The sequence below is a fragment of the Acinetobacter sp. SM34 genome (assembly GCF_022012365.1).
Lineage (GTDB): Bacteria > Pseudomonadota > Gammaproteobacteria > Pseudomonadales > Moraxellaceae > Acinetobacter.
The window spans coordinates 178,514-204,397 of sequence record NZ_JAKLTP010000003.1 but is presented as its reverse complement, the minus strand read 5'-3'; the positions used below and the strand labels follow the sequence as shown (position 1 = coordinate 204,397).

27 protein-coding genes, 2 tRNA genes and 1 pseudogene are annotated in these 25,884 nt (G+C 40.1%); 14 read left to right on the top strand and 16 right to left on the bottom strand.

Features of this window, described 5'->3' with window-relative positions:
• Positions 1-289: 289 nt before the first annotated feature.
• Positions 290-664: a hypothetical protein gene (locus LZZ98_RS04090; protein ID WP_237786753.1), complete on the top strand. Its 375-nt coding sequence runs from the start codon at positions 290-292 to the stop codon at positions 662-664.
• Between the two features lie 415 nt (positions 665-1,079).
• On the opposite strand, the gene groL is transcribed toward LZZ98_RS04090, so the two are convergent.
• The 4 genes from groL to LZZ98_RS04070 all read right to left on the bottom strand — a co-directional run bounded on the left by groL (position 1,080) and on the right by LZZ98_RS04070 (position 4,951).
• On the bottom strand, positions 1,080-2,714 hold the full coding sequence (gene groL, locus LZZ98_RS04085; protein WP_237786752.1) for a chaperonin GroEL: 1,635 nt from the start codon (positions 2,712-2,714) through the stop codon (positions 1,080-1,082).
• A gap of 71 nt (positions 2,715-2,785) precedes the next feature.
• Positions 2,786-3,076 (bottom strand): co-chaperone GroES, encoded by a 291-nt coding sequence (locus LZZ98_RS04080; protein WP_086175216.1) that lies wholly within the window; start codon positions 3,074-3,076, stop codon positions 2,786-2,788.
• A gap of 182 nt (positions 3,077-3,258) precedes the next feature.
• Complete coding sequence (locus LZZ98_RS04075) at positions 3,259-4,032, bottom strand: metallophosphoesterase family protein (RefSeq protein ID WP_237786751.1); 774 nt, start codon at positions 4,030-4,032, stop codon at positions 3,259-3,261.
• Positions 4,013-4,951, bottom strand: coding sequence for a diacylglycerol/lipid kinase family protein (locus LZZ98_RS04070; protein WP_237786750.1), 939 nt, complete (start codon positions 4,949-4,951; stop codon positions 4,013-4,015). Before LZZ98_RS04070 ends, LZZ98_RS04075 begins: the two co-directional genes overlap by 20 nt.
• Before the next feature lie 416 nt (positions 4,952-5,367).
• Here LZZ98_RS04070 and LZZ98_RS04065 point away from each other — a divergent pair, with 416 nt between their 5' ends.
• Both LZZ98_RS04065 and LZZ98_RS04060 read left to right on the top strand, forming a co-directional pair.
• The gene (locus tag LZZ98_RS04065; RefSeq protein WP_237786749.1) at positions 5,368-7,200 is read left to right on the top strand and encodes a phosphoenolpyruvate carboxykinase (GTP); all 1,833 of its coding nucleotides are present in this window, start codon (positions 5,368-5,370) and stop codon (positions 7,198-7,200) included.
• A gap of 103 nt (positions 7,201-7,303) precedes the next feature.
• Positions 7,304-7,669 (top strand): hypothetical protein, encoded by a 366-nt coding sequence (locus LZZ98_RS04060; RefSeq protein WP_442862685.1) that lies wholly within the window; start codon positions 7,304-7,306, stop codon positions 7,667-7,669.
• A gap of 91 nt (positions 7,670-7,760) precedes the next feature.
• Here the strand turns inward: LZZ98_RS04060 and glpD are convergent, their stop codons facing one another.
• A complete protein-coding gene (gene glpD / locus LZZ98_RS04055; protein WP_237786748.1) occupies positions 7,761-9,281 on the bottom strand; it encodes a glycerol-3-phosphate dehydrogenase in 1,521 nt (506 codons plus the stop codon).
• A gap of 313 nt (positions 9,282-9,594) precedes the next feature.
• Here glpD and LZZ98_RS04050 point away from each other — a divergent pair, with 313 nt between their 5' ends.
• The 4 genes and pseudogenes from LZZ98_RS04050 to LZZ98_RS04040 all read left to right on the top strand — a co-directional run bounded on the left by LZZ98_RS04050 (position 9,595) and on the right by LZZ98_RS04040 (position 12,668).
• Positions 9,595-10,902, top strand: coding sequence for an MFS transporter (locus LZZ98_RS04050; protein WP_237786747.1), 1,308 nt, complete (start codon positions 9,595-9,597; stop codon positions 10,900-10,902).
• 270 nt (positions 10,903-11,172) lie between these two features.
• Positions 11,173-11,382: a hypothetical protein gene (locus LZZ98_RS15595; protein WP_442862684.1), complete on the top strand. Its 210-nt coding sequence runs from the start codon at positions 11,173-11,175 to the stop codon at positions 11,380-11,382.
• Positions 11,361-12,087 (top strand): annotated as a pseudogene (locus LZZ98_RS04045) (MFS transporter); the annotation flags it as partial. The gene LZZ98_RS15595 and the pseudogene LZZ98_RS04045, both read left to right, overlap by 22 nt.
• A 152-nt stretch (positions 12,088-12,239) precedes the next feature.
• Complete coding sequence (locus LZZ98_RS04040; protein WP_237786746.1) at positions 12,240-12,668, top strand: hypothetical protein; 429 nt, start codon at positions 12,240-12,242, stop codon at positions 12,666-12,668.
• A 37-nt stretch (positions 12,669-12,705) separates the two neighbouring features.
• Here the strand turns inward: LZZ98_RS04040 and LZZ98_RS04035 are convergent, their stop codons facing one another.
• Both LZZ98_RS04035 and folD read right to left on the bottom strand, forming a co-directional pair.
• Positions 12,706-13,374, bottom strand: a complete 669-nt coding sequence (locus tag LZZ98_RS04035; RefSeq protein WP_237786745.1) for a class I SAM-dependent methyltransferase — start codon at positions 13,372-13,374, stop codon at positions 12,706-12,708.
• Positions 13,375-13,555: 181 nt separating this feature from the next.
• Complete coding sequence (gene folD, locus LZZ98_RS04030; protein WP_237786744.1) at positions 13,556-14,404, bottom strand: bifunctional methylenetetrahydrofolate dehydrogenase/methenyltetrahydrofolate cyclohydrolase FolD; 849 nt, start codon at positions 14,402-14,404, stop codon at positions 13,556-13,558.
• Between the two features lie 153 nt (positions 14,405-14,557).
• On the opposite strand from folD, the gene LZZ98_RS04025 reads away from it, so the two are divergent.
• Both LZZ98_RS04025 and LZZ98_RS04020 read left to right on the top strand, forming a co-directional pair.
• Positions 14,558-14,631: transfer RNA gene (locus LZZ98_RS04025), tRNA-Cys, on the top strand.
• Positions 14,632-14,641: 10 nt separating this feature from the next.
• A tRNA-Leu gene (locus tag LZZ98_RS04020) sits at positions 14,642-14,727 on the top strand.
• Positions 14,728-14,849: 122 nt separating this feature from the next.
• Here the strand turns inward: LZZ98_RS04020 and LZZ98_RS04015 are convergent.
• From LZZ98_RS04015 to LZZ98_RS04005, 3 genes are all read right to left on the bottom strand, one after another.
• On the bottom strand, positions 14,850-15,755 hold the full coding sequence (locus LZZ98_RS04015; protein ID WP_237786743.1) for a helix-turn-helix transcriptional regulator: 906 nt from the start codon (positions 15,753-15,755) through the stop codon (positions 14,850-14,852).
• 135 nt (positions 15,756-15,890) lie between these two features.
• Positions 15,891-16,091: a hypothetical protein gene (locus LZZ98_RS04010; RefSeq protein ID WP_237786742.1), complete on the bottom strand. Its 201-nt coding sequence runs from the start codon at positions 16,089-16,091 to the stop codon at positions 15,891-15,893.
• 241 nt (positions 16,092-16,332) lie between these two features.
• On the bottom strand, positions 16,333-17,325 hold the full coding sequence (locus LZZ98_RS04005) for an NAD(P)H-quinone oxidoreductase (protein ID WP_237786741.1): 993 nt from the start codon (positions 17,323-17,325) through the stop codon (positions 16,333-16,335).
• A 130-nt stretch (positions 17,326-17,455) separates the two neighbouring features.
• Here LZZ98_RS04005 and LZZ98_RS04000 point away from each other — a divergent pair, with 130 nt between their 5' ends.
• The 3 genes from LZZ98_RS04000 (at position 17,456) to LZZ98_RS03990 (ending at position 18,664) form a co-directional block, all read left to right on the top strand.
• On the top strand, positions 17,456-17,896 hold the full coding sequence (locus LZZ98_RS04000; RefSeq protein ID WP_237786740.1) for an N-acetyltransferase: 441 nt from the start codon (positions 17,456-17,458) through the stop codon (positions 17,894-17,896).
• A 24-nt stretch (positions 17,897-17,920) separates the two neighbouring features.
• Positions 17,921-18,250: a thioredoxin family protein gene (locus LZZ98_RS03995; protein WP_237786739.1), complete on the top strand. Its 330-nt coding sequence runs from the start codon at positions 17,921-17,923 to the stop codon at positions 18,248-18,250.
• 135 nt (positions 18,251-18,385) lie between these two features.
• On the top strand, positions 18,386-18,664 hold the full coding sequence (locus tag LZZ98_RS03990; RefSeq protein WP_237786738.1) for a hypothetical protein: 279 nt from the start codon (positions 18,386-18,388) through the stop codon (positions 18,662-18,664).
• A 69-nt stretch (positions 18,665-18,733) separates the two neighbouring features.
• Here the strand turns inward: LZZ98_RS03990 and LZZ98_RS03985 are convergent, their stop codons facing one another.
• The 6 genes from LZZ98_RS03985 to cysD all read right to left on the bottom strand — a co-directional run bounded on the left by LZZ98_RS03985 (position 18,734) and on the right by cysD (position 23,723).
• Positions 18,734-18,982 (bottom strand): DUF2798 domain-containing protein, encoded by a 249-nt coding sequence (locus tag LZZ98_RS03985; protein ID WP_237786737.1) that lies wholly within the window; start codon positions 18,980-18,982, stop codon positions 18,734-18,736.
• A gap of 32 nt (positions 18,983-19,014) precedes the next feature.
• Positions 19,015-19,449, bottom strand: coding sequence for a PadR family transcriptional regulator (locus LZZ98_RS03980; RefSeq protein ID WP_237786816.1), 435 nt, complete (start codon positions 19,447-19,449; stop codon positions 19,015-19,017).
• A gap of 516 nt (positions 19,450-19,965) precedes the next feature.
• Positions 19,966-20,610, bottom strand: coding sequence for a hypothetical protein (locus tag LZZ98_RS03975; RefSeq protein WP_237786736.1), 645 nt, complete (start codon positions 20,608-20,610; stop codon positions 19,966-19,968).
• Between the two features lie 83 nt (positions 20,611-20,693).
• A complete protein-coding gene (locus tag LZZ98_RS03970) occupies positions 20,694-20,966 on the bottom strand; it encodes a hypothetical protein (protein ID WP_237786735.1) in 273 nt (90 codons plus the stop codon).
• A 146-nt stretch (positions 20,967-21,112) separates the two neighbouring features.
• A complete protein-coding gene (cysN, locus tag LZZ98_RS03965) occupies positions 21,113-22,729 on the bottom strand; it encodes a sulfate adenylyltransferase subunit CysN (RefSeq protein ID WP_237786734.1) in 1,617 nt (538 codons plus the stop codon).
• Between the two features lie 85 nt (positions 22,730-22,814).
• Positions 22,815-23,723 (bottom strand): sulfate adenylyltransferase subunit CysD, encoded by a 909-nt coding sequence (gene cysD, locus LZZ98_RS03960; protein ID WP_237786815.1) that lies wholly within the window; start codon positions 23,721-23,723, stop codon positions 22,815-22,817.
• Positions 23,724-24,062: 339 nt separating this feature from the next.
• On the opposite strand from cysD, the gene LZZ98_RS03955 reads away from it, so the two are divergent.
• Together LZZ98_RS03955 and LZZ98_RS03950 are read left to right on the top strand one after the other, a co-directional pair.
• A complete protein-coding gene (locus LZZ98_RS03955; RefSeq protein WP_237786733.1) occupies positions 24,063-24,605 on the top strand; it encodes a hypothetical protein in 543 nt (180 codons plus the stop codon).
• A 435-nt stretch (positions 24,606-25,040) separates the two neighbouring features.
• Positions 25,041-25,868 carry a VOC family protein gene (locus LZZ98_RS03950; RefSeq protein WP_237786732.1) on the top strand — a complete coding sequence of 276 codons (828 nt, stop codon included), beginning with the start codon at positions 25,041-25,043 and terminating at the stop codon, positions 25,866-25,868.
• The last annotated feature ends 16 nt before the right edge of the window (positions 25,869-25,884 follow it).

The window sequence follows — 25,884 nt, the reverse complement described above, 5'->3', positions numbered from 1 at the left end:
AAAAAATTAAACTAAAAATTGATAAAAATAGTAATGATTGAAAACTTCGCAGGTCGTGATTGCATAATCAAAACAGAACAATAAACAATTAATTGAATGATAGATTTAAAAAATTAAGCAAGAGTATGCTCACTACAACAACAAATATTTAGATACAAATCAGAAAATTCCAGATCTTTTTAGATATTGATATTGGTTTACTTTTCTGAAGTAAAAAACTACAATTAAATAAACTTTTAGCGATATAAAAAGTATAAAATAATCAAATCTGTAAGGTTTATTTTGAATTATGAGTAGTCAACAAGAAAAAAAGCTATTTGCTGAGCGACTAAAGAAAGCTTTGACGGAAGCAAAGCATCCGATTAGTCCAACTTACTTATCGAATGAATTTAATCACCGTTATGATGGTCAAGCTATCAGCGTCCAGTCAGCAAATAATTGGTTATTAGGAAAGGCAATTCCTAATCAGGATAAACTGGCCATTCTTGCGATATGGTTAAATGTTTCTACTCAATGGCTACGCTTTGGTGATGGAGATCAAACCATGCTATTTAATCAGGAGCCTTCTGACTCAATTGATTTAGATTTCTACTTTAAATTTAAACGTCTGAATAATTCACAGAAAAAAATAATCATTTCACTCATTGAGGAAATTATTGCATAGAGCATTGCGAAAGCAGCTTTCTATAATATTGTTTCTCTTCCTTATAAAGAGCCAACATTTTTTCGTACTCCCTTATCTTTTTGTACAAAGTTTTAAGCTCATTTTTTTTAATCATGACAGAGTCCGTATTATTCGTGCAAGCCGCTGTAACAGTCAGGTTTATTTTTTTCATATTAACTATAATAAATTACTATTTGATCAAATCATAAACCTTTTTTTTAAAAAAAATCAACACAAAAACTACCTAATTATACTTTTTTTATAAAAAATCATAATCTGGTCTCACAATTTAAATAGTTATTTATCAATATTTTATTTTTATCAAAAAAATTAAATCTTTTTCACTTCTTTTATTTTTCACTAAAAAAATCCCCGCAAAAGCAGGGATTTTTTAAGATCAAATGATCAGTATGAATTACATCATACCGCCCATACCACCCATGCCGCCCATATCAGGCATAGCAGCTTTGTCTTCAGGTATATCAGTGATCATGCACTCAGTTGTAAGCATCAATGCTGCAACAGAAGCAGCATGCTCAAGTGCCGAACGTGTTACTTTAGCTGGGTCAAGAATACCCATTTCAAGCATATCGCCATATTCGCCAGTTGCAGCATTATAACCAAAGTTACCTTCACCATTCTTCACCGCGTTAATCACAACTGAAGGCTCATCGCCCGCATTCGCTACGATTTGACGAAGTGGCGCTTCAATCGCACGACGTAAAATGTTGATACCTACATTTTGGTCATCGTTTGCACCAGTTACACCATTAAGCGCAGAAGCTGCACGTACAAGCGCAACACCACCACCGGCAACTACACCTTCTTCAACTGCAGCACGAGTTGCATGAAGCGCATCATCCACACGGTCTTTTTTCTCTTTCATTTCAACTTCAGTTGCAGCACCGATTTTAATCACTGCCACACCGCCAGCCAATTTAGCTACACGTTCTTGAAGTTTTTCTTTGTCGTATTCAGACGTAGATTCTTCAATTTGTGCACGGATTTGTTGAACGCGATCAGCAATTTGAGCTGCATCACCTGCACCATCAACAAGAACTGTATTCTCTTTAGAAACAGTAACTTTATGAGCTGTACCTAGGTCTTGAAGTGTCGCTTGTTCTAAAGACATGCCTACTTCTTCAGAAATCACAGTACCACCAGTCAAGATTGCGATGTCTTGAAGCATTGCTTTACGACGGTCACCGAAACCAGGTGCTTTAACCGCACATACTTTGATGATGCCGCGCATGTTGTTCACAACTAGAGTTGCCAATGCTTCGCCTTCAACATCTTCAGCGATGATAAGAAGCGGTTTACCTGTTTTAGCCACTGCCTCAAGTACAGCAATCAATTCACGGATGTTGCTGATTTTTTTATCAACAAGCAGAATGAACGGATTTTCAAGTTCAGCCGTTAAAGTGTCTTGCTTGTTGGCAAAGTACGGGCTGATATAACCACGGTCAAACTGCATACCTTCAACAACGTCCAACGCATCTTCAAAGCCTGAACCTTCTTCAACGGTAATTACGCCTTCTTTACCAACACGTTCCATGGCTTGCGCAATCAGTTTACCCACAGTGGTGTCAGAGTTAGCAGAGATCGAACCAACTTGTTCAATCGCTTTAGTGTCAGAAGCTGGTTTAGCCGTTGCTTTGATGTTTTCAACTACAGCGCGAACTGCAAGATCGATACCACGCTTCAAGTCCATTGGGTTCATACCCGCAGTTACTGACTTGATCCCTTCATTCAAGATGGCTTGCGCAAGTACAGTTGCAGTTGTTGTACCATCACCTGCGATGTCATTGGTTTTTGAAGATACTTCACGAACCAGTTGAGCCCCCATGTTCTCAAATTTGTCTGCCAGTGAAATTTCTTTCGCTACAGTTACACCATCCTTAGTAATGTGTGGTGCACCGAAAGAACGGTCGATCACAACATTACGGCCCTTAGGACCTAAAGTTACTTTTACAGCATCTGCAAGTACGTTTACGCCTGCAATCATTTTGCTGCGAGCTGAATCACCAAATTTTACGTCTTTAGCTGACATGATTTACTCCAAATATTTTTAATTTTCAATAATCTGTATAAAGAATCAGGTCCGAATTTTCTGGCTCAGAATTAAGCTTCAAGCACAGCTAAAATATCAGACTCTTTCATAATAAGAAGTTCTTCGCCTTGTACTTTTACCGTCGTACCTGCATAAGTACCGAACAATACTTTGTCGCCTACTTTAACGTCTAAAGCGCGTACACCATTGTCAGTAATCTGGCCATTACCTACTGCAATGATTTCACCTTGAGCCGGTTTTTCAGCAGCAGAACCTGGAAGTAAAATACCACCAGCTGTTTTAGTTTCTTCTTCAACACGACGAATAACTACGCGATCATGTAATGGACGAATGTTGCTCATTGGAAACTCCATCAGACTAAGTCTTTTATAGTGAAGTAATGATGACTTTGTTATTCCATCGGTCATCATCAAATAATTTCGATGACACTTTTGTGGGGATGGAAAAAAACGCTTCAAGGGGCAAGCAAAAAAAAATTGCTGTTTTTTGTATTTTTTTTATTCAAACCTGTGTGTTTCCGCATTTAATCGGCATTTTTTTCATCTAAAATAAATTCTTTACGTTGCTCATCAAAATAATAATGCTGCACATCGGCATTGGGATAAATTACATTAAAGCTGTTCGGCAAACCGCGATGTAAACGGTAAGAAATTGCTGTTCCCGCATGAATATCCAGCACGGGATGGTTCGCCCCCAAATGGTAAATCTGATTTAGGTCATACACCGCAGATTGATGAAGATGACCATGCAACAGGCCATCTAAACCACTTTGACTCCATGATTCCAGGGCCATACGTCCCAGCATTGGACAGTCCTTGATGCCATGTGGATTATTCGGGGGTGTATAAAAAGGTTGATGTGCAACAATCAGTTTGATTTTATCTGCGGGGGCAATCATTAAAGACTGGTCAATCTGTTGAATTTGTTCTAAGGAAATATGCCCACGGGTATGATAACGCCGTCTAATACTATTAACCCCAATCAAATAAAAATGCTCGGTTTCCAGCACGGTTTCCATGTGGCCAAAGAAAATTTCATAGCGGGTAAAGGGACTGAATATTCGATTCCAGACATGGTACAAGGGAATATCATGATTACCAGGCACCACTAGATAAGGCAGATTTAAACTTTCCAGAAACTGTTTACAGTCATAAAACTGCTTATAACGGGCACGTTGAGTTAAATCACCACTCACAACTACAGCCTCGAGAGGTTGTTGCTGACAAAATAGACGGATGGCAGCCATACAGGCCAATTTTTCCGTACCAAAATGCAAATCAGACAGATGTAAAATCATGAGGAACCATTATTTTGAGTGCATGCTTACGCACGGAAATATGAAGCGGGGGCTGCATTTCTACAATTTCACCATCCAGTGCCAGCGTCAGTTTTTTGGCTTTGGAATGTATTTGCACATTGTCAGCAGAAAAGCTATACACATCTGGCGCATGATCAAGATTGCCCCGAATCAACTGCCATAAAATTTTAAATAAGGTACGTTTATCACTTTTCGCCACCACCACACCCACGACTTTTCCCAATTCAGCACATTTGGCAAGGCGCAGGTTCATCTCAGCAAGTTGCAACTGATTATTGCCAAAGAAAATAAGGGGAGTTTTCACAGGATATTTTTTTCCATCAACTTCGATTTCAAGCTTCAGTTCTTTGCGATCACGAATCAGTACATCTAATGCTGAAGTATAGGCATGTAAAGTAAAGCGACCAAAACGCCGGTTATAGAGTTCACGCCGTTGTATAAATAAAGGATATAGTCCCAAACTGGCATTGTTTAAATAGATATGATCATTGATTTGTGCCACATGTACTTCACGCACCCTACCCTGCGCAATGACCTCAGCTGCTTTTAACAAATCAAGCGGAATATGCAGCAAGCGGGCGACATAATTAAAGGTTCCCAAGGGTAAAATTCCTATTGGAATCTCGGTAGTCATCAATTTGGTTGCCACTGTATTTAAAGTGCCGTCTCCCCCCGCGGCTACCACAATACCAATTTCTTCAGCCTGTTGATGGCGTGAAATAATTTTCTCCATCAAACTGTTAAAATCTGCCTCAGCACTGATTTCGAAAGTCTGAATTTCATAGCCATAAGTGGTTAAATTTGTCATAAGTTGTTCATAGATTTCATCTTTATTGGCTGCATGAAATCCTGATTTTTCATTATAGATAATCGACAAAGGCTTTACAGAGACTGACATTTTCTATACTTTTTTGAAGTAATTGCTCTAATTTTGTCCAAATTATCAACAATTGAAAGCATCTTTATGTAAAATTCGAATTACTAGCATTTATTAAATCAATAATGATTCTTATCTAAATACCATCAATAACATATTGTTTATAAAAACAATATATTAAATAAATATTGTCCATAAAATTAATAAATGGATTAATTAATAAACATGTTTAACTTTAAGTGTTTGTTTTTTATTAATTAAAAATATACATATATAATATTCCAATCTATTTCAATCACTTCTTAAGTCTTATTTTTTTTACGATTTTGTGCTTTAATACAGCCACTTTTTTTTATATTTTCCTCCAAGCGATGTACCCCATTGTTTGGATTGTACTTTGTACATTTAAATCGTACATATTTGATATAGGCATCACCATGACCCAAGTGAACGCACCAGAATTCGTTCGTAACCCTAAGCTTATTGCATGGGTGGAAGAGATTGCTAAATTAACAAAACCGGCAAAAATTGAATGGTGTGACGGTAGCGCAGAAGAATATCAACGTCTTATTGACTTGATGATCGCTAACGGCACTATGCAAGCGCTTAACCAAGAAAAACATCCTGGTTCTTACTTGGCAAACTCTGATCCTTCTGACGTTGCTCGTGTTGAAGGTCGCACATTTATCTGTTCAGAAAAACAAGAAGATGCAGGTGCGACAAACAACTGGGAAGCTCCAGCTGAAATGCGTACTCGCCTTAACGGTTTATTCGACGGTTCAATGAAAGGCCGTACTTTGTACGTGGTTCCTTTCTCTATGGGTCCTTTAGGTTCTCATATTGCACATATCGGTATCGAATTAACAGATTCTCCTTACGTAGCTGTAAGCATGTCTAAAATGGCTCGTATGGGTAAAGCTGTTTATGACGTTCTTGGCACTGATGGCGAATTTGTTCCATGTGTACACACTGTGGGTGCACCATTGGAAGAAGGTCAAAAAGACGTTGCTTGGCCATGCAACCCAGAAAAATACATCGTTCATTATCCAGAAACCCGTGAAATCTGGTCATTCGGTTCTGGTTACGGCGGTAACGCATTGCTTGGTAAAAAATGCCTGGCTTTACGTATTGCGTCTTCTATGGGCCGTCAACAAGGCTGGTTAGCTGAACACATGCTGATCCTTGGCGTGACCAACCCACGTGGCGAAAAACATTACATCGCAGCTGCATTCCCATCTGCTTGTGGTAAAACAAACTTTGCAATGTTGATTCCACCAGCTGGCTACGAAGGCTGGAAAATTGAAACTGTAGGTGATGATATTGCCTGGATCAAACCAGGTGAAGACGGTCGCTTATATGCCATCAACCCAGAAGCTGGTTTCTTCGGTGTAGCGCCTGGTACAAATACCAAGACTAACCCGAACTGTATGGCTACATTAGCGAAAGATGTTATCTATACTAACGTTGCTGTGACTGACAACGGTGAAGTTTGGTGGGAAGGTCTGACTAAAGAAGCGCCTGCGAACCTGACTAACTGGAAGGGTCAACCACATGTTGCTGGTGAAAAAGCTGCGCATCCAAATGCTCGCTTCACCGTTGCTGCTGGTCAATGTCCTTCTATTGATGCTGACTGGGAAAATCCAGCAGGTGTTCCAATCTCTGCGTTCATCTTCGGTGGTCGCCGTGCGGATACAGTGCCTCTTATTTCAGAAGCTTTCGACTGGGTTGATGGTGTTTATAAAGCTGCAACCATGGGCTCTGAAACCACCGCAGCTGCAGTTGGTCAACAAGGTGTTGTACGTCGCGATCCGTTTGCGATGCTTCCATTTACTGGCTACAACATGGCTGACTACTTCTCTCACTGGTTAGAAATGGGTGAGCAAGTAGGTGCGAAAGCTGCTGCTGCTGGCAACAAGCTTCCTGGTATCTACAACGTGAACTGGTTCCGTCGTGATGCTGAAGGCAACTTCGTATGGCCTGGTTTCGGTCAAAACATGCGTGTTCTTGAGTGGATCATTGACCGTTGTGAAGGTCGTGCAACTGCTATTGACACACCTATCGGCCGTGTTCCTACTTACGAACAATTGAACTGGACTGGTTCCGACTTCACTAAAGAACAATTTGACCTGGTAACTTCTCAAGACAAAGATCAATGGATCAAAGAAATTGAAAGCCACTCTGAATTGTTCAACAAACTTGGTGATCGTTTACCAGAAGCGTTGAAAAAACGTCAAAACGAGCTTTTAGAAGCTGTAAAAAAATCTGCTTAATCAGTAGATAATGAAAAAAGGCCGCACGTGCGGTCTTTTTTTCAACTGTTTGTTTAATAACAAGACTTTATAACTTAACAACAACCATAAAAGGGGAAAATTCATGTTAAAAATGCTTACACTTAGCGCTTGCCTACTTGGCCTGTCTACTTTGGTGATGGCCAAACCTGAAACTGCAGAACAACCTGCCTTACACATTTGTGCAATCAAAGGTACGCCAGACTCTAGCCAGTTTCAGATCAAAAAGCGCATTAAAGTGGCTAAGGGAACTTATGGCAGCGTAGAAGAGCTGTATTCACGTTTTGCAGAACGTGCCCATCAAGTCGGTGGCAATGTAGTCATTAACTACAATGCCAGCCAGAGATTCGGTTTCTGGCCTTGGCGTATTGTACGCCCGGTAGTTTGGGGAACTGCAGTGAAATGGAATACGCCAGTAAATTGTAAAGAACTCGGTGGCGTTGAAATTTAAGTACAGCCCAGAGCTGGGACTTCAGTCAAGATAAAAACTACGACTTGCTACATCCAAAAGACCGCTCAGGCGGTCTTTTTTATTGAACGGTTTAAGCAGCCGTATCGCTTGATCTTTTCAGCAGTAACTTTAAAAGATATTGATCCAACCGCACTATTTCATTGGCGCTAAATTGAAAACCCAGTTTAGTTCTACGCCATAAAATATCCTGGCTGGTTCTTGCCCACTCTTGGTCGACCAGATAATCCACCTCTTTGGCAAACAAGCCATGGCCAAAATTTTCACCAAGATCATTCAGGTTTGCAATGTGATTCAAAAATCGTAAAACCCGTGAACCATAGGCGTGCGCCCAGCGCGAGGCTAAGCTTAAAGGAACATTTTCAATATTTTGCATAATCTGCTGAATCAAAAATTCGACTGAAACCAGGTTTTCTGCTCCCGGTAATAACGCTTTTTCAGTCCAGGGCTTGTTCATGTCTGGGAAGTTCGGGGCCAAATGCTGTATTGCCGACTCAGCCAGTTTTCTATACGTGGTGAGCTTGCCACCAAATACTGAAAGTAAAGGCACATCATCTTGCTGCTGATGGGATATCGCCAAAGTATAATCGCGGGTTATGGCTGATGGATTATCCGACTCGTCATCACACAACGACCGTACACCTGAATAGGTATGCAAAATATCTTCAGGTCCTAACTGATGCTTAAAGTGATCATTATAAACATCCAGCAAATAATCCGCTTCTGGCTGGGTAATCTTGACCTGGTCCAGATCACCTTTGTATTCATGATCTGTGGTACCAATTAAGGTGTATTGCTCCAGATAAGGAATGGCAAAAACAATTCGGTGATCATCATTTTGCAGTATGAAAGCTTTATCGCCATCATAAATTCTTGGCACAATAATGTGACTGCCTTGAATAAGACGAAGGCCATGCGGCGATTTTTGTTTTAAATTGTGTTCAATAAACTGAGTCACCCAAGGTCCGGCTGCATTAACCAAGGTTTTTGCCTGTACCTGATAACCGCCCTGCACATTTTCCAGATGAACATTCCATAATCCCTGTTCACGGTAAGCCGCTGTGCAGCGTGTTTGTGTTGCAATGTTGGCACCCAACTCATGGGCTTGCAGGGCATTTAAAACCACCAAACGTGCATCATCTACCGCACAATCAGAGTATTCAAAACCCTGTGTCATCTCATCTTTTAAAGGACTGCTAACGGGATCAAAATGAATGTGCCGTGAACTGGCTAATTTTTGTCTTTTTCCCAGATGATCATAAAAAAATAAACCGGTCCGAATCAGCCATGCAGGACGTAAATGCGGTTGATGAGGCATGATAAAACGCAAGGGACGAATAATATGCGGTGCTTTGGCCAACAGAATTTCCCGTTCAGCTAAAGCCTCATGTACCAGACGAAATTCTTTATGTTCCAGATAACGTAAACCGCCATGAATAAGCTTACTGCTTGCAGAGGAAGTATGGCTGGCTAAATCATCTTTTTCACATAAAAACACAGACAATCCTCGTCCTGCAGCATCCACGGCAATACCTACACCATTGATACCACCACCCACCACAACAACATCATACACCGGATGATTGTTTTGCATGATTGCCTCCTCTAATCCGGTTAAAACAGCATACTTAAATTTCTTCTTGTGCTAAGCAACTTAACACCATTAAAAATGAAATGACACTTAAAAATTTCTGATCAATAGTATGTATATAAAATAACAATGGGGTTGTTATATCAAAAAATAAACTACGCCCATAAATCCTCAATCTAGCTATTTCCCTCAACTACTTCACTTTCAACCACTTAAATTTTGCACACTTTTCATACAAAACAAAAAAATCATCGGCTTATGTCTCTAACCCAATTGTTCTAATATTAAAAAACAATAACAAAATGGACTTGTAGACATGATTGAACCAAACGTTTCTCAAGTAAATTTAGATACCAAAACACGGGTCAAATCCATTCTTGGCGGTTCAGCGGGCAATCTGGTGGAATGGTATGACTGGTATGTCTATGCTGCGTTCACCTTATATTTTGCCCATGCATTCTTCCCCAAAGGCAGCCAGACAGCACAACTCCTTCAAGCTGCGGCCATTTTCGCAGTCGGCTTTTTAATGCGACCGATTGGTGCCTGGATTATGGGGATTTACTCGGATAAAAAAGGACGAAAATCCGGTCTGACGCTTTCTGTGACCTTGATGTGTATTGGTTCTCTGATGATTGCAGTATCTCCCACCCATGATCAGATCGGGATATTTGCCCCTATTATTCTAGTTGTGGCACGCTTAATTCAAGGCCTGAGTGTGGGCGGCGAATACGGTGCCAGCGCCACTTATTTAAGTGAAATGGCTGAAAGACACCGGCGCGGTTTTTTCTCCAGTTTTCAGTATGTGACCCTGATTGCAGGTCAGTTGACAGCACTCTGCGTACTGCTGATTTTGCAGTTTGTACTCACTGAAGAACAACTGCATAACTGGGGCTGGCGTATTCCTTTCTTTATTGGTGCCTGCTTGGCCATTGTGGTGTTTTATATCCGCCGCGGGCTGTTAGAGACCCAATCTTTTAAAAATGCACAAAAAGATCCAAACCAGCCCCAATCCAGTATGTTTGCCCTCTTCAAACACTATCCCAAACAGGCCTTTACGGTGTTGTTTTTAACCGCAGGCGGTACGGTGGCCTTCTATACCTATACCACCTACCTGCAAAAATATTTAGTCAATACCTCTGGATTTAGCAAACCTGAAGCCACACAAATTACCACTTTGGCTCTTTTTATTTTCATGTGTTTACAACCTTTTGCCGGAGCTTTATCGGATAAAATTGGACGCAAACCACTGATGATTGCCTTTGGGGTCTTGGGTGTTTTATTTACCTACGTTTTATTTGATCGATTAGGCCAGACCCATGACTACTGGGCAGCCTTTTGGCTGTGTCTGGCAGGCCTGATTATTGTCACCGGTTATACTTCCATCAATGCAGTCGTCAAAGCAGAACTATTCCCGGCGCATATTCGTGCCTTGGGAGTTGCACTGCCCTATGCCCTCGCCAACACACTGTTTGGGGGTACAGCCGAATTTTTCGCACTCAGCTTTAAGGAAGCAGGACATGAGTCCTGGTTCTTTATTTATGTGACCATTTTAATTTCGATTTCATTGATAGTTTATATCTTTATGAAAGATACAAAACACCATTCAGAAATTAAAGAACACTAATCCAAAGTCATTTTTTAAAAGCCTTTCCTAGACAGAAAGGCTTTTTATTTATCTATACTTTTGAATAAAAATAAACAGTTAGTTAGTACTAAAAAGTCAAAACCAAAACACTGAATAGACTAAAATTCAATGTAGAAGCCTAAACATTAGCATATAACGTATATGTAAAACCTTATTTCTATCTTCCACAACAAAATATATGTTTTTAAATTTTTTACCTCGAAGAATTTAAAAGGATGGGGTTTGCCAACATTCTTTTGGAGAATTGTTGTGACAGATTCATCTTCTCAGGTTGCGGCTTCGCCACTTGATAGAAAAACTCATTTTAAATCTATCCTCGGCGGCTCTGCAGGTAACCTGGTTGAATGGTATAACTGGTATGTCTATGCCGCATTTACCTTGTACTTTGCTTCCCAATTTCCCCTTGAAGGCGATGACACCGTAAAACTGCTTCAACTTTTGCCATTGGTGCATTGTTAGCAGTCATGGTGTTCTGGATTCGTCGCGGACTGGTTAAAACTCAATCATCTAAAGAAGCTCAGGAACAAGCAAAAAATGGCGGGCCTAAATCGAGTGCTTTAGCATTATTTACCAAATATCCTAAACAAGCCTTTACCGTGACTATGTTGACTGCCGGCGGTACACTGGCTTTCGATACATTTACCATCTATTTGCAAAAATATCTGGGTCAATACTTCTGGTTTTGAAAAAACCACAACCACTGAAATTACCACAGCAGTGATCTTTATCTTCATTCTGTTACAACCGGCTGTTGGTGCATTGTCAGATAAAATTGGCCGTAAGCCAATTATGATTACTTTTGATATTCTGGGCGTATTGTTCACCATTCCAATCTTCAATGGTTTAGGCTCGATCACCAATCCAGCTACTGCCTTCATGCTATGTATGAGTGGCATGGTGATTGTGACTGGCTATAGTGCAATTAATGCTGTAGTCAAAGCCGAATGGTTTCCGCCACATATTCGTGCCTTAGGTGGAGCGCTTCCTTATGCCATTGCCAATACATTGTTTAGCGGTACCGCAGAACTGGTTGCTCTCAGCTTTAAAAATGCAGGTCATGAAAACTACTACTTCTTCTACATTACCTTCATGATTGGCTTGTCTTTAATTATTTATTTCTTTATGAAAGACACCAAAAAGCACAGCATGATTACTGATGATTAAGTCGATTTAATCCAGTTCAATCAGCAGCTCACAAGCTTTCCAGATGGTCACATTTGGAAAGCTTTTTTATGGAATATACGCCACGTCAAGATCGTTAAAAAAACGGGCTTATGGCATACTGAATGGAATAATAACGCCGGGAACTTTTGAAGATGAACAAGAGATATAAATTATTAGGTTTAGGTTTGATTGCACTTGGACTTAGTGCTTGTCAAAGTACTCCGCGCCAATACAATGGTAGTGTCGGCTATCAGATTGAAAGCCAGTCGGCGGATCGTGCAACACTGGCTTATACTTTGGCTGTTCGTCAAAACCAGAAAATGGATGAGCAGAAATTACAACGCGCCTGTCAAAAAGTATTGGGCTTAAATAAACAATATAAATTAACCATTTTAAGCATTAGTGAAATTGCCAACCCTGAAATACAAACACCCCAATATGGTCGTCAACTGGGTCAAAGCCGTACCAGCGTGAGTTTAAGCAATACCCCAGATTTGTATAACAGTGAAAATATGGCCACTCGCCAGTCTTTAGAAGCACGTCCGAGCACATTAAGTGTGGTTCGCTATACTTGTTCTTAATCGCTTTAAATGACTTGTTAAATAAAAAAGACGCTATTTATAGCGTCTTATAAAAACTGACATTACGGAATTCTGGCGACTCATCTAAGTCTGGCCAAGTTGTAGCACTGCGTTCATCCAGTTTTTCATACTTTGGATGACTAAAGTTTTTTACCCGGCTATCTGCTACCCATACCTCAGGTGCAAATTTCAGGAATTCATCCAGGAAAAAGCGGTTGCATTGGTCATACAGTACATCTGCAGCCAGCAGTACATCAACCTGTTCTGCTTTATACAGATCATCTAGATATTCAAGTTCTACATTATTCAATGCTGCATTGGCACGACAGGCATCCAGACTGACTTGATCGATATCACAACAGATCACCCGCTTCGCTCCTGCGATTTTCGCTGCAATTGCAACCACACCCGACCCTGCACCAAAGTCGAGTACCACCTTGTCTTTCACATGATGTGGTTCAGCTAAGAGCCACTGCGCCATAGCAAGTCCTGAAGCCCAGCAGAATATCCAGTACGGCGTATCATTCCAGATCCGACGAATCACTTCATCATCGAGTTTATCGGTTGGAAATACCGGTGGAATCAGCCACAGTGAAATCGGGGTTTCAGGCAATTGCTGAGCAAGCAGCTCACAGCTTGGAATCACTTCATGCAAAGCTTGAATTAAATGTTCGGGGGCTTTTGGAAATTTGAAAGTACAGCTCATTGGAGTTTTATTGTTCGGATATGCAAATTTTTAGTTTCAATAATAAATATAAATTAATAATAGAAGTTCCCTCTCCTTTCTTAAAGGAGAGGGCTAGGGAGAGGATTATTGTTAAAATCCCCTCATCCTAACCTTCTCCCTGAGCCGTATACAGCGTAAGAGAAGGAACATTCTGTAGGAATTAACCTAAAGCCTTTTCAGCAGCTTCAACCGTTTGACGAATCAAAGTGGTAATGGTCATAGGACCTACACCACCTGGAACAGGTGTATACGCAGAAGCCACTTCTTCAATACCGACGAGTTGAATATCACCTACACCGCCGCCATCACGTGGGTGAAAACCAGCATCAACCACAACTGCACCTGGTTTGATCCAGTCTTTTTGAATCAGTTCAGCTTTACCTACCGCGCCGACAATGATGTCTGCTTGTTTAACGAAGTCAGCCAGGTTTTGAGTACGTGAATGGCAGATCGTAACAGTTGCATTGGCTTCAAGTAACATTGCAGCCATGGGTTTACCCAAAATTGCAGAACGACCAACCACAACTGCATGTTTGCCTGCAATTTCAATGTTGTTTTCTTTTAGGATGGTCATGATGCCTGCAGGCGTTGCAGAACCATACGCTGCTTCGCCCATTGCCATACGACCGTAACCAAGGCAAGTTACACCATCAACATCTTTCGCCAGTGAAATAGCATCAAAACATGCACGTTCATCAATTTGAGCCGGTACAGGGTGTTGTAACAAAATACCGTGAACATCAGGATTGGCATTGAGTTTTTCAATTTCAGCCAGCAATTGTTCAGTTGTGGTCTCTTTGCCTAATTCAACTTTGAGTGAATCCATACCGACACGGCGGCAAGCATTTCCTTTCATACGCACATAAGTTGCAGATGCGCCATCGTCACCCACCAAAATAGTCGCAAGGATTGGAGTACGACCTGATTTTGCTTTTAACGCTTCTACGCGAGTTAACAAATCAGCCTCAATTTGCTTTGCCAATGCACGACCATCTAAAACTAATGCCACGGCACTTCTCCCAAGTGTTGATATGAATCAATTTCGCACATTCTACATGAATATTTTAAATAATTTCCGCTATATGCTGTTTTTATGCACATCTGCATAAATCTACTATTGTTTTTTTTTCAGGGCTTGATAATATACGCAGCAACAAGAGATGGCGGGGTGGCAGAGTGGTCATGCAGCGGACTGCAACTCCGTGTACGCCGGTTCGATTCCGACCTCCGCCTCCAATCTTGTTAAGCCCGAGTGGTGAAATCGGTAGACACAGGGGATTTAAAATCCCCCGCCCACAAAGCGTGCCAGTTCGAGTCTGGCCTCGGGCACCATTCTTAGCCTACTAAGATGGTGTAAATAAAGAACCCAGCGACCAGCTGGTTTTTTTATGCCTAAAATTTAGCAACTCAGATTTTTATTCTGAATTGCATTCCCCTATTGTGCTCTTTGAGTATTATCCGGCAGAGCGCAAATAGTTCTCCAGATCCTGCTCCAGTTTTTGCTGCAAATGAACCGGCTGAATAATCCTGACATGTGGTAGCCAATACCGCACCAAAGGCAACAACTGCATTTCGTGGCGAACCTGACAGCTAAGCAATAATTCTCCCGATGTGGATTCCTGTTCGATCTGTTGCTCCGGAAACAAACGCCGCTCTTTAAAAAATACCGCAACCTCAGCTTTTACCTGGATAAAAACCTGCTGTTTTTGCTGTCCAAACCAGATGCTTTCCTCATCGGCCAGTATTTTCAATAGCTCGGCATCATGTTGGAAATTTTCTGCCTCAAATAGCGGTTTCACCTGCTGAATCTGACTTAAGCGATAAGTCTGCAGTTTTTCCTGAAAGACACCCGCCAAATACCAGATGCCATGATGATGGATTAAACGATAAGGCTGGATGATTCTGCATTGATCACGATATTGCAGCTCAATCCATTGACGTTTATAAATCGCAGCGCTAAGCAGCTTAAAATGTTCAGCAAACCGCTTGGTATCTTCAAAATAATAGCCTTTCGCCGAGAAGACCTGATTCGCCCGCTCGTCCAGCAATTCACGTAAAAAAGAAATATCCAGCGTCGGGTAAAGCTCACTAATTCCCGACAGTTGCGCAAAATTCTGGATATCCTGCAGTTTAAAACGGCCTAAATAGGAAGGTTCCAGATAATAGCGTTTAGTGTTCCCATCCTGAATCAAAGGCAAGTATGAATTAAGCCGATCAAAGTCCCGTTCAATGGTTCGGGTACTGACCTGAAACTCACCCGCCAGTTCTTGTACACTTAACTGATGCCCTATATTCAGTTTGGTTAAAATATTGGCCAAACGCTCTGCGAGGCGCTCATGCGTTGACGCATTGCCCTTCATAAATACCCTCTTTGTGCAATAAAAGCACAATGCCTAAAATGCTAAATTTTTTAAATTATCTAAAAATTATAATACCAATCAAAAATTTAATTTTATATATTTATTTCAACTTAAACCTAATAGGAAAAACTCGAATCACGATTTGAAACGGCTGGTGACACCTTTTGTCGGCGGTTTAGGATTAAGCCGTTCAACATAACGCTCAAGATGCAGCATGGCTTTATAGAACTGATGCAGGTTAGAGGGTAATATCTGATTGCAAATAATGGCCTTATGCAACCGTTTTAATGCACGTAAACCATGTTCAGATGTATAAGGAGCTGAGACTATTTTCATAATATACTTCCTTTTATTACATGACACTTCTATTAATACCAAACAATTTAGTCGGATTATTTTAAATCTTAATCTACATCCTAGTTCTGACAGGTTGTGTCGAACAATCGACATTTTTTACCATTTTTTAAACTTTATGACCTTTTTTCTATTCATTAATTTAAATTACTTATCATTTTTTATTACATGCAAAATAAAAGCCAACAGATGTTGGCTTTTATTTTATTTAAAGCTTGAATCGTTAAATGATTTCTACCACAACTTTACCGACATGTTCACCGGTATCCATCACCGCATGTGCATCCTGAATCTGATCAAACTTGAAAGTTTTATAGATCATTGGCAGACATTCCCCCTTTGCCCACAGCGGTGCAACCTGCTCCTTTAAGCCTTGAGCAATTTCAGCCTTTTCAGCAGTATTACGCGCACGCATGGTTGAACCGGTAATGGTCAGACGTTTCATCATGATTTGACCGAGTTTCACCTCTTTGGCTTTGGCACCACCCAAGAATGCGATATAGACCAGACGACCCTCACGACGTAGCAGATTCAGGTTCTTATCCAGATATGGCGCACCGACCATATCTAAAATCACATCGACACCACCATTGTCGGTTTTTTCATTAATGACCTGCTCAAAGTCTTGAGTCTTATAGTTGATTGCCGTGGTTAAATCTGAAATTGCTGCAACTTTTTCATCCGAACCTACAGTGGCAAAAGTTTTAATACCGAGTGATTTACACAGCATCAATGCAGTGGTACCAATACCGCTGGTTCCACCATGCACTAGTACCGTTTCCCCTGCTTTGGCTTTACCCATCTGGAACACGTTGGCCCATACGGTAAAAAAGGTTTCAGGAATCGCCGCTGCCTGCACAAAGCTTACACCTTCAGGAATATTTAAAGTCTGGCTTTCAGGCACCACGCAATATTCTGCATAACCACCACCATTGGTTAAGCCACAAACCTTGTCGCCGACTTTAAACTGGGTAACATCCTTACCAACTGCAACCACTTCACCCGCCACTTCCAGACCCGGTACAGGCGTTACCCCTTTAGGCATTGGATATAGACCCTGGCGCTGCAAGATATCTGGACGGTTAATACCAAAGGCATGCACCTTTACCAAGACTTCATCTGCTTTAGCTTCAGGTACTGCAACAGTTTCGTAAGCGAGTTTATCCACGCCGCCCGGTTCTGTGATAATGACTTGTTGCATAGTCGCTTGTGACATAGTTTATTCCTGATCTATTCATTACTTTTTAAATTTACCGTCCTATTTGAACATAGAAATAGCCGGGAATGAATAACCGTGGACTTATGTATAATCTTCCCACTATTCAGCAAAATGATATGAGATAGGCATGGCAACTATTCAAAAAGCTGAAATGCAGGATATGGAAGCTATCTTAGACATCTGGCTCAATGCTTCCTTACAGGCACATGATTTTATTCCTGCTACTTACTGGGAAAAGCAGCTGATTCCAATGCGTGATCTTTATCTGCCTTTGGCCGAAAATTATGTCATTAAAGAAAATAAAACGGTGTTCGGATTTGCATCTTTATTAAGATCAGAGGCGGTGCTAGCTGCACTTTTTATTGCACCTCATCAGCAAGGCTGTGGATATGGCAAATGTTTAATTGATTTTTTAAAACAGCAATGTGATGAATTGCATTTAAATGTGTATGCTGAAAATACCGCAGCGGTAAATTTTTATCAGCAGCAGGGCTTTAAAACCATCAGCCAAGCCATGGATAAAAACACTGGTCATACAGAATTGAACATGACTTGGTCCAAGCATTGATCCGGAAAATATGAGGACAAATTGATGTCAGCTGTCATTGAATACAATGAAGATAATTATAGTGACTTTGAATGGTTTGAAGGTCTGGCAGTCATCCGTTTCTATGCCGACTGGTGCAAACCCTGTGTACAAAACTTCCCTGTCTTTGAACAGTTGGCTGCACATTATGCTGAAGTAAAACCCGAGATCAAATTTGGCAAAGTGAATATCGATCAATCCCCTATTTTGACATTGCGCTATAACGTTTACGGTTTACCCTCTACGCTGATTTTTAAAAATGGACAAATCATTCAACGGATTGCAGGGGTGAAAAGTTTGAATGAAATGAAAAGCATTATTGATTCAATGGATTAGTCTAAAATTATTCTCGCTAAGCGATAAAAATCCCCAATTGAATATTGCAGAGTCATTTCACTGTGTATCGCTTTATTTCTATTTTTATTCAATATATTGTGAAACCCACACCGACAATAAAAATGCTCAATTGTTATGGATTTAAACGTTATTTTCCTATTTTGCCTGTTTCCTTGTTTGGGCGTTATTTTCCTCACGTGGTTGTTGCGTTTTCCGTGGGCTTGGCTATTGAAAACCGTAATTGCTTTTGAAATTGTGGTTGCAATTTTGGTATTTATCATTGAACTTGATGCAAGAAAGACACCCGGGAATAGCGGCTGGATCATGATTTTTGCAGCCGTCTTTCAAATCTATTTTGCAGTACTGCTGATGTTGACCCGCTTGGTGATCTGGCTGATAAAAAAACGGGGCTAAAGTTATGCATTCACCCCCCTTCTTTCATATTCATGGTTTGGATAATTTTTTAATCAACCGAAGTGTTTTTTATTTGGGCATTTCTACAAATTGCATCAAGAATTTACGTACCAATGGCAACATCACCAGAATCAAGGGAAATGCCATCAGCCATGACAAGCTCCAGGCATGTAGCCATAATGAGATAAATTCATTACTCCAGCCTTTATTCAGCAGCATGTTAAAGCAGGAAATTGCCCCACTCATAATGCCTGAAAGAATGAGTGGCATCAGCCAGGCCAGATGTTTTGGGTGAAATTTTGGGAGATTATTTTTCATCATTTAACCTAATTTTTAAATCGTGAATTGAATTACAAACGGGTAATGTTTGCTGCTGCTTGATCAATCTGTTCTGCAATTTTTTGAATGTCTTTACTGCTTAATTCAGCGTGCGACAGTTTCAAACGTAGTGAAGCTTTTAGGCTTTCCATCGCATTGTTGATGTCGATATAGCGTTCATCATTTTTAATCCGGCGGCGGGTTTCGAAACGGCTGAGAACTCTGTGCAAGGTATCCTGACTGTCTTCAAGATGCTCAAGACCTTTGTCAGTAATGTGATATTGCTTGCGCTCATCAGCACTCATGATCACTTGTGTATATTGTTGTTCTTCAAGATAGTTAATCGTCGGGCAGATCGTGCCTGTACTCGGTTTATATTCCCCCCCGACAAAAGCAGCAACATCTTTGATGATGTCATAACTAAACTTGGGTGCTTGAGCAATAAAATGTAGTACCAACAGTTTCATTTCACCTGCTTCAAACAGGCGTTTGCGGGGTTTTGGCGTACTTTCACTGTTCTCGATAAGATTGGAATTTTGCACAACTAAGATATACCTTAATAGTTATTAAGATATATCTTATAATGTCTTTTTTTTAATTTCAACAGCTTCATAATTTCATTCATTTTAATGCTACTTAAACCCAATATTGATCACTTTTAATTTGTAATTTCGGATAATATGTCAAAATTATTAAGAAGGAACTTATGCTTTACAATCAGCTCTTAAAAATACTTTTTAGGGTTAATACGAAGCTATCTTAAGAATAAAAAGAATATTAAACTTGATAAAACCAAGGGGTTTCTAAGCCTCTCTATAGGTATATTAAAGAAGCTTATTACTAAAAATAACTCATATATTTATAATTTTTCATCACCAATCTTTATCAAATCTTTAAGTTTATCTTCCCATTCATTAATAGCAGCATCATGTTCTACTTTATTAAATTTCACACGTTTTAATCCTAATTCTGAACGGAAAATATTAAATAATCTTCGCCATTCCTCCCTTCATTTCAAAAAGTTTAAGATTAGCCTCATTTTCCAACGTAGATCTTTTCGAAATCAAATCTACTCTTTTTTCTACATATTCTTTTTTAAAATTATTAACAACCTGGATTTGTTCATTCGCCCTTTTTGCTGAATCCATATCCCCTTTAATAAAGGAATCATAATATTTGTGCTGTAAATATATTAATTCATTTTCAAATTTATTAATGATAGGTTCATACGCAGAAATTTCACTTTTAATATCAACAATTTCATATCCCCTCTTAAGTATTTCGAAATATGTATTTATATAAGAATTTTCCCATTTTTTTACCACTTCTAGAGAATTTATACTTAAAACAATTTTGACTTTTGAGAGGCTCTTAAAAAATTCAACAGGAACTTCCAAATCCTCACCAATAGGAACATAGATTGGATGTTTTAATTCATACAAAGCTAATTCAATATTTTCTGCTAGGTTAATAAAAACATTTAATTTAAGTTGTAATTCTCTACTTTGCCTATTGTGTCTAGCAGTTATAAAACCAAAAATAAAAGTTGCTGAGACAGCGCATATTGCAATTAAACTAGAGTTATCTTTGAAAAAAAATAAAATCTCATTAATTTTTATAATATTCAAATTATGATTTTATTATTTTATACAAAAAAACCTGCCTTTCGGCAGGTTTTCTTTAAATCAGCTCAGTCTTATAGAAAAATCTCTCAACCTCTATCTCTATATTCCCTCACCATCCGATCACTTACATCTTCAGGATAGCAAAGTGGTGCATAACCGCCCGCGCGGTTATAAGCACTACGCTTACCGCAGCGGCTACCGTTACGCGCGGTATTATATGGACAAGGACAATTTCCCGGATAACTCTCAATCGACTGCTTAATAATTTTTTGCTTAATCGCTTCTGTACTTTCATTACTTTGTTTAGCTTCTACCCCGAAAGCTAAACATAACCCCATTAAAATAAATAATTTTTTCATAAATACCCCTCAATATTTGTATTGTATCGAGAAGTAATTTAAGTGAAAGTTCAACTTTCGAATGACTGTATATTATTCACGCATTTAAAACTTACACAAATGGAAAACCCGCCATTAAGACGGGTTTTCTTTAAACCGACTCAGTCTTATAGACGAACCAATTCCACAATTTTTTCAGCCAATTCTTCAACCGACTCTTGCGCGAAGCTTACATCTGTCACTTTTGCAACAGTAGTAATGACTGCAATACCCGTTTCACGAAGAAGTGCAACTTGCACAGCATCAAGATCAGATTTCGCAATCGCGACAATACCTTGTTGTAATAACAAGTTTTCAAGCGCTTGCGCATTTTCCAATGCTTTAGCAGATACTGTAATTGACGCAGGTTTTTGACCCAAACGTGCCGCACGGTCTTCCGCAGTTACAGGGTTGCTATGTGCAGTCCACTCAACCGACTCTTCCACCATACCCGCACCAATCGTTACGTTGTTCAAACGATCAATGAAGATAAATGAACCAGTGTAACGGCTGTCCTGATAACGGTCAAATACCACTGGTGCATCAAATTCAACAGTAACATTGGCAATCGCGTTTAGATCAAGATGATCCACTTGCATTTGCTCAAGTGTATTCACATTGGTACGGAAGTTAATGCCAGTAACTTTGGCAGGAACAGTTTGCGTACCAATTTTAATGTTATACAACTTGCCCAACACAAGCGGTTGATCCGCCATCCAGACCACAGTTGCTTTAACCGAACGTGAAATGGCAGGAATACCCTGATCCGCACGAACCAGCATATTACCGCGTGATACGTCAATCTCATCGTTTAGCGTTAATGTTACCGCTTGACCTGCAAAAGCATGTTCAAGGTTGCCATCAAAGGTCACGATTTCTTTAACAGTTGAAGATTTACCCGATGGTAACGCAACAACTTTATCGCCTACGTTAATTTCACCCAGCGCAATCGTACCTGCGAAACCACGGAAGTCGAGGTTAGGACGGTTCACATACTGCACAGGGAAACGGAAATCACGTTTCGCGGTATCACGGTTAATTTCAACAGACTCAAGTGAACCCATTAGGGTTTGACCGGTATACCACGGTGTGTTTTCAGACTTGTTCACCACGTTATCGCCATTCAATGCAGAAATAGGCGTAAAGATGATGTTGCTTGGCTTACGGTCGCCCAATTGGCTTACGAAGTTAGCATAGTCAGCTTGAATTTCATTGAAGCGTGCTTCAGAGAATTCCACCAAGTCCATTTTGTTGATCGCAACAATAATGTTCTTAATACCGAGCAAGCTTGCAATGTAAGTGTGACGACGTGTTTGAGTTTGTACACCATAACGCGCATCAATCAGGATGATTGCAAGGTCACAGGTAGATGCACCTGTAGCCATGTTACGGGTATATTGCTCATGCCCCGGAGTATCGGCAATGATGAACTTACGTTTTTCTGTAGAGAAATAACGGTAAGCCACATCAATAGTAATCCCCTGCTCACGTTCAGCTTGCAGACCATCTACAAGTAACGCCAAGTCAGGTGCATCACCAGTTGTACCGACTTTTTTAGAGTCACGGGTTACCGCTTGCAATTGATCTTCATAGATCAATTTTGAATCGTAAAGCAAACGACCAATTAAAGTCGATTTACCATCATCCACATTACCGCAAGTCAGGAAACGTAGCAGGTCTTTATTTTCATGTTGTTTTAAATACGCCAGGATATCCTGACTAATCAATTCTGATTGATGAGACATTGCTCAAAGCTCCACAAATTCGTTGAAATCGGTTTCTAAATCTCCCTAAATCCCTCTTTATAAAAGAGGGACTTTCATCAGGAAATTAGAAGTAACCTTCCTGCTTTTTCTTTTCCATCGAGCCTGCTTCATCATGGTCAATCATACGACCTTGACGTTCAGAACTGGTGGCTAAAAGCATTTCCTGGATAATTTCCGGCAAGGTGTTGGCAGTTGATTCAACAGCACCCGTTAATGGGTAACAACCTAATGTACGGAAACGTACCGATTTCATTTGCGGAACTTCACCTTCTTTTAAAGGCATACGTTCATCATCAACCATAATCAGTGTGCCACTACGCTCAACCACAGGACGTTCTGCAGCTAAATAAAGTGGTACTAATGGAATGCTTTCCAAGTAGATGTATTGCCAGATATCAAGCTCAGTCCAGTTTGATAACGGGAATACACGAATACTTTCACCTTTGTTCACTTTACCGTTGTAAAGATTCCAAAGTTCAGGACGCTGGTTTTTAGGATCCCAACGGTGTTTACTGTCACGGAACGAATAAACACGTTCTTTGGCACGTGATTTTTCTTCATCACGGCGCGCGCCACCAAAAGCTGCATCAAAACCGTATTTATCCAAAGCCTGTTTTAAGCCTTGGGTTTTCATGATATCGGTATATTTAGAACTACCGTGATCAAACGGATTGATCCCAGCGTCTTTACCTTCTTTATTTTGATGCACGATCAAATCGAAACCATGGGTTTTCGCCATGTTGTCGCGGAATGTGATCATATCTTTAAACTTCCAGCCCGTGTCTACATGCAGTAGCGGGAATGGGAGTTTTGCGGGGTAGAATGCTTTTAAAGCAAGATGCAGCATTACTGCAGAATCTTTACCAATAGAATACAACATGACCGGATTTTCAAATTCGGCAGCCACTTCACGGATAATGTGAATACTCTCAGCTTCAAGCTGTTTAAGATGAGTAAGTCTTTCCTCAGTTATGGACATTGACAACACCAACTCAGATCAACGTGTACTTATTACACTTTTAAAAATATATATATTCATTATAGAGATTTAGTTATCACAACTATTGCTTGTTTTATTATATTGATATGCAAATTTATCATATAAAGCTTCTCTGATAATGAGTATAAGTTTTTATTAATGATCAGCTTAAGCCTCTTGTTATTCTACTCAGGGACAGTCAGGATCACAACTAAAGATTAAAATGTACAAAATATAAGCTGATTGTTAATTCCTCTAAGCCATATATTTTATTCGCCTTGAAAATTTCATACATTAACTGAACTTTCTCCTATCTCCTGTGTTTTTTAAATTATGCCACTACCCGACCCAAACATTGAATCCGTTAAGTCCCGCCTAGAACGCGCCCAGCTTGCTGGTCATATCTATCAGCACAATCAGCATTTACTGGTCTTACAAGAACCTTGGGCTGAGGATGGTACCATTCTGAATAATTTTGTTCAGCATGAACTGAGTGCTGACCAGATTGGACTGCAATTTGGACTACGACTTTCGGGTAATCAATGTGATTTTTTGATCGGTGTAACCCATAGCAACCAGGATCGCGGCTATGAAATCGGTGCAGGAAATTTAAAGGCCGATCAAAAAGCCTTTAACCTGCTCTACGCCTTTTATAATTATCCCAAGGCATTTTATCTGGTCAGCCTGCCACTGACCGCCAATAGCGCTCAGCTTACAGATGCAATTGAAACACAGTTGTTCAGTCAGCCGTCATTAGATTTCTTAAATACAGCCATTAAAACCAATCCCATGGGACAACAGGTGAACTGGATGAAAACCTTTATTGTGCAACAAGCGTTGGAAATGAAAATTCGCATTCAAACCCGTCTGTATTGATGGTTTTACCTAAAGATAGCGTTCATTTAGATAAAGAAAACAAGCTAGAAAATGTGTATTGATCGCTAAGTGGATTTTCTGCATGATCCGTTGCCCAATGCAACTGTTGGGCATTGTGGCAACTTGTTATGCTGTAAGTGTGTCGTTGGCAGTGATCAAGGCATCCCGAATCATTTTTAAGGTCTATTTATCGCCCTCACTCTCCCACTCCACCCACAACCCTATACGGAAAATGCTGTTGTTGATATCGATGAATATAGGCTCAAGTTATTGTATCTGAATAAGTTTTTAAAAACAGGAAAGATGCCATCTTAAAACAATATTTTCTCGTTTCAATCCGAATAATTTTTATACAATTACGCTCTATAAACTTACTTGTGTTAAGGCTGTAGAAGGCCGCATTATCTGCTGATATTGCAGACATAGAGCATAATAATGACACACTCTATCTACCTTTGCCTGTGGTTTGAAAAAAATGTCAAAGCTGCATTTGAATGGTATTGCTCTATTTTTCCCAATAGCCACCTGATCGAAGAAAATCAGTATGCGGTAAAAGCACAATTGGTGGGCATACGGTTTTTAGCCATTAATGATGAACTTACATTTCATCCCAATCCTTCAATTTCTTTTATGGTGATTTGTGAAAATCGAACCGAGATTGATTACTACTGGAATCAATTGATTGAAGGCGGTTCTGCACAAATGGCATTGGGGCAATATGCATGGAGTGATTATTATGGCTGGCTGCAAGATCAATATGGTTTTAGCTGGCAACTTTATTTAGGAAAATCATCCGATACCAATCAGCAAAAGATTGTCCCAACGCTGATGTATTGCGGCGCATATCAGGGACAATGTCTGGCTGCGTTAAATTTTTACCAAAGCCTATTTCATCATTTTCGCACCCAAGGCATTTTAAAATATAGCGAGGACGAGTACGCCGGACAAATCAAACATGCCCAAGTGATCGCCAATCACTTCACCCTGATGGCCATGGACAGTGGGGTTCCTCAACCGTTTGAATTTAATAAAGCCGTATCCTTGATCATTGAATGCGAAAATCAAACTGAAATTGATTATTACTGGAATAGCATCACGCTCAAAGGTACAGAAAGCCAATGTAGCTGGTGTAAAGACCAGTTTGGTGTGAGCTGGCAAATTCATCCTGAAAATTTGAGTGAAATACTCAGGCAAAACCCTCATGCGCAGGCAGCGGTGTTTAAAATGAAAAAACTGTTGATTGATGATTTACTTCGTGCCTGATTGCTCTACAACCAGC

Bases quoted from the DNA above. Each gene is read 5' to 3' on its own strand.
- glpD (WP_237786748.1), bottom strand. From the start codon at position 9,281: ATGCAAAACAATCATCCGGTGTATGATGTTGTTGTGGTGGGTGGTGGT.
- LZZ98_RS04065 (WP_237786749.1), top strand. From the start codon at position 5,368: ATGACCCAAGTGAACGCACCAGAATTCGTTCGTAACCCTAAGCTTATT.
- LZZ98_RS04000 (WP_237786740.1), top strand. From the start codon at position 17,456: ATGGCAACTATTCAAAAAGCTGAAATGCAGGATATGGAAGCTATCTTA.
- LZZ98_RS04035 (WP_237786745.1), bottom strand. From the start codon at position 13,374: ATGAGCTGTACTTTCAAATTTCCAAAAGCCCCCGAACATTTAATTCAA.
- cysN (WP_237786734.1), bottom strand. From the start codon at position 22,729: ATGTCTCATCAATCAGAATTGATTAGTCAGGATATCCTGGCGTATTTA.
- LZZ98_RS04010 (WP_237786742.1), bottom strand. From the start codon at position 16,091: ATGAAAATAGTCTCAGCTCCTTATACATCTGAACATGGTTTACGTGCA.
- LZZ98_RS04080 (WP_086175216.1), bottom strand. From the start codon at position 3,076: ATGAGCAACATTCGTCCATTACATGATCGCGTAGTTATTCGTCGTGTT.
- LZZ98_RS03985 (WP_237786737.1), bottom strand. From the start codon at position 18,982: ATGAAAAATAATCTCCCAAAATTTCACCCAAAACATCTGGCCTGGCTG.
- LZZ98_RS04090 (WP_237786753.1), top strand. From the start codon at position 290: ATGAGTAGTCAACAAGAAAAAAAGCTATTTGCTGAGCGACTAAAGAAA.
- LZZ98_RS04060 (WP_442862685.1), top strand. From the start codon at position 7,304: ATGTTAAAAATGCTTACACTTAGCGCTTGCCTACTTGGCCTGTCTACT.
- LZZ98_RS03970 (WP_237786735.1), bottom strand. From the start codon at position 20,966: ATGAAAAAATTATTTATTTTAATGGGGTTATGTTTAGCTTTCGGGGTA.
- LZZ98_RS04015 (WP_237786743.1), bottom strand. From the start codon at position 15,755: ATGAAGGGCAATGCGTCAACGCATGAGCGCCTCGCAGAGCGTTTGGCC.
- LZZ98_RS04050 (WP_237786747.1), top strand. From the start codon at position 9,595: ATGATTGAACCAAACGTTTCTCAAGTAAATTTAGATACCAAAACACGG.
- LZZ98_RS03995 (WP_237786739.1), top strand. From the start codon at position 17,921: ATGTCAGCTGTCATTGAATACAATGAAGATAATTATAGTGACTTTGAA.
- LZZ98_RS04075 (WP_237786751.1), bottom strand. From the start codon at position 4,032: ATGATTTTACATCTGTCTGATTTGCATTTTGGTACGGAAAAATTGGCC.
- LZZ98_RS04070 (WP_237786750.1), bottom strand. From the start codon at position 4,951: ATGTCAGTCTCTGTAAAGCCTTTGTCGATTATCTATAATGAAAAATCA.
- LZZ98_RS03950 (WP_237786732.1), top strand. From the start codon at position 25,041: ATGACACACTCTATCTACCTTTGCCTGTGGTTTGAAAAAAATGTCAAA.
- LZZ98_RS03990 (WP_237786738.1), top strand. From the start codon at position 18,386: ATGGATTTAAACGTTATTTTCCTATTTTGCCTGTTTCCTTGTTTGGGC.
- LZZ98_RS03980 (WP_237786816.1), bottom strand. From the start codon at position 19,449: ATGAAACTGTTGGTACTACATTTTATTGCTCAAGCACCCAAGTTTAGT.
- LZZ98_RS04040 (WP_237786746.1), top strand. From the start codon at position 12,240: ATGAACAAGAGATATAAATTATTAGGTTTAGGTTTGATTGCACTTGGA.
- groL (WP_237786752.1), bottom strand. From the start codon at position 2,714: ATGTCAGCTAAAGACGTAAAATTTGGTGATTCAGCTCGCAGCAAAATG.
- LZZ98_RS04005 (WP_237786741.1), bottom strand. From the start codon at position 17,325: ATGTCACAAGCGACTATGCAACAAGTCATTATCACAGAACCGGGCGGC.
- LZZ98_RS03955 (WP_237786733.1), top strand. From the start codon at position 24,063: ATGCCACTACCCGACCCAAACATTGAATCCGTTAAGTCCCGCCTAGAA.